This window comes from Streptomyces hilarionis, assembly GCF_024539675.1.
GTDB lineage: Bacteria > Actinomycetota > Actinomycetes > Streptomycetales > Streptomycetaceae > Streptomyces > Streptomyces hilarionis.
In genome coordinates, this window is record NZ_JAHHIT010000333.1 from 1 (window position 1) to 2,029 (window position 2,029).

Annotated in this window: 2 protein-coding genes; both read left to right on the forward strand. The window is 74.2% G+C overall.

The features are described 5' to 3' along the window. The coding region (locus tag KMS84_RS38410) for an acyltransferase family protein (protein ID WP_256921191.1) at positions 1–1,173 on the forward strand (1,173 nt) is incomplete at its 5' end. A 196-nt stretch (positions 1,174–1,369) separates the two neighbouring features. Continuing rightward, on the forward strand, positions 1,370–2,029 hold a 660-nt coding region (locus KMS84_RS38415; protein ID WP_256921192.1), incomplete at its 3' end, for a hypothetical protein.

The following is a 2,029-nucleotide window of genomic DNA, read 5'->3' on the forward strand; positions in this document are numbered from 1 at the left end:
GCGCCGCGCGGCGCCGAAGCGGGTGAGGCGGGCGGGAAGAAGAAGAGCGGCGGCGGACGCGACCGCTACTTCGACCTCCTGCGCGCCGTCGCCCTCTTCCGCGTCGTCCTCTACCACCTGATGGGCTGGGCCTGGCTGCCCGTCGTCTTCCCCTCCATGGGCGTGATGTTCGCCCTCGCCGGCGACCTCATGGCCCGCTCGCTGAGCAGACGGCCCGCGCTGGAGGTCGCGCGCGGACGGCTGCGCCGCCTGCTGCCCCCGCTGTGGCTGCTGGGCGCGGTCGGGGTGACGGGCATGCTGGCGGGCGGCTGGGGACCGGACGCCGAGGGCCACCCCGGCTGGTGGTGGCTGCACCTCACCTTCTGGATCCTGCCGGTGAGCGACCCCCCCTACGCCGAGGGCCTGTCCGGCGTCCAGGGGCTGATCGGCGACGACTGGGCCTCCGACCTGGGCGTTCCGCTCTGGTACATCCGTGCCTACCTCTGGTTCGTACTGCTCTCCCCGCTGCTGCTGCGCGCCCTGCGCCGCCTGCCGTGGCCGACGATCCTCGCGCCGGTGGCGCTGTGCGCGGCCCTGGAGTTCGGCGCGCTGACGGTGCCCAGCTGGCGCCTGGACTCCAACCTCAGCGACTTCGGCACGTTCGGCGCGTGCTGGCTGCTGGGCATGGCGCGCCACGAGGGCGTCCTGCGCATGCTGCCCCGCTACGTCGTCCCCTCCCTGGCCCCGGCGGTCGCCGCCGTCGGCCTCTGGTACGCGCTCGGCCACGACCTGCGCGAGGGGCACGACCTCGACGACATGCCGTTCGCCCAGTCGCTGTGGTCCTTCGCGGCGGTCCTGCTGCTTCTGCACATCAGCCCGTCCTGGAGCGAGTGGCCGCCCCGGCTGCGCCGCTGGGACCGGCTGATCACGCTGCTCAACTCCCGCGCCGTCACGATCTATCTGTGGCACAACGTGTGCATCTCGGTCGTGGAGGCCTTGTGGGACCGGCTGTGGAGCGTCCCCCACCTGGAGACGGACGCTCCCTGGATCCTCCAGAGTCCGTGGCCGCAACTGCCGGCCGTCTGGCTGCTCACGGCGGTCTGCGTCGTCTGCTTCGGCTGGGTCGAGGACCTGGCGGCCCGCCGCAGGCCCCGCCTGTGGCCGGACGGCAGAACGGGCACGCACCGCGCCTGAGGCGGGGAGCCCGACCGGTGCGGGGGCGTGGCCGAACGGCCGCGCCCCCGTCGGCGCTTCGGAGGTAAAGGCCAGGTCGAACCGGGTCGGCCGCCTCCGGCGGGCGCCGCGGGCGTGTGGAAGACTGCCCGGCGTTGCGCAGGTGAACAGTGGTCCGGCGGTCCTACGGTCCGGCCGGTGGGGGAGATGAGTGCCGGTGAGCAAGCGGCAGGTGCGGAACATGCTGCGGTCGATGGCGGGGGGCGGGCCCGTCGAGCTCACCAGCCAGATGGCCTCGGTGCGCAAGCTGGCCCGACTCGCATGCGTGGCGCAGCAGTTCGGCTACGAGTACGTGGACGTGCGGCACGGCGGGTCCCGCAACAGCGCGCTGAAGATGCTGATCGTCCCCGATCCCGGCCCGCAGGCCAGGGCGCGGGCCGCCCAGAACTGGGCGCGGTACCCCAACGCCCACGACGGCGTCTCCGTGCCGCCGTCCGCCCCGGAGGCCTACGAACTCCTCAAGACCCGCATCACCTTCGACCTCACCGGCAGGAGCGCGGAGCGGCGCATGGGGTACGCGGCGCTGGGCGCCACCGCGGGCTGCGCGATCCTCGGGGTGCGGCTGGGCGGCGCGAGCGACGACTTCGTGGTGTCCTTCGTCATCTGGATCGCCCTGACGGCCGTCTTCGGCATCGGCTTCGCCGTCAACCGCCGCCGCAACGCCGGGGCGGCCGCCCGCCTGCGGGCCGCCGGGTTCGTCGCGGTGACCGACGCGCACCGGCAGGTGCGGTACCTGACGCCGGCCATGGCGGCCGGCCACGGCCGGAACCCGTACGGCGCGGGCCTCCCGCCCCAGGCCCCCGGCCCGTACAGCCCC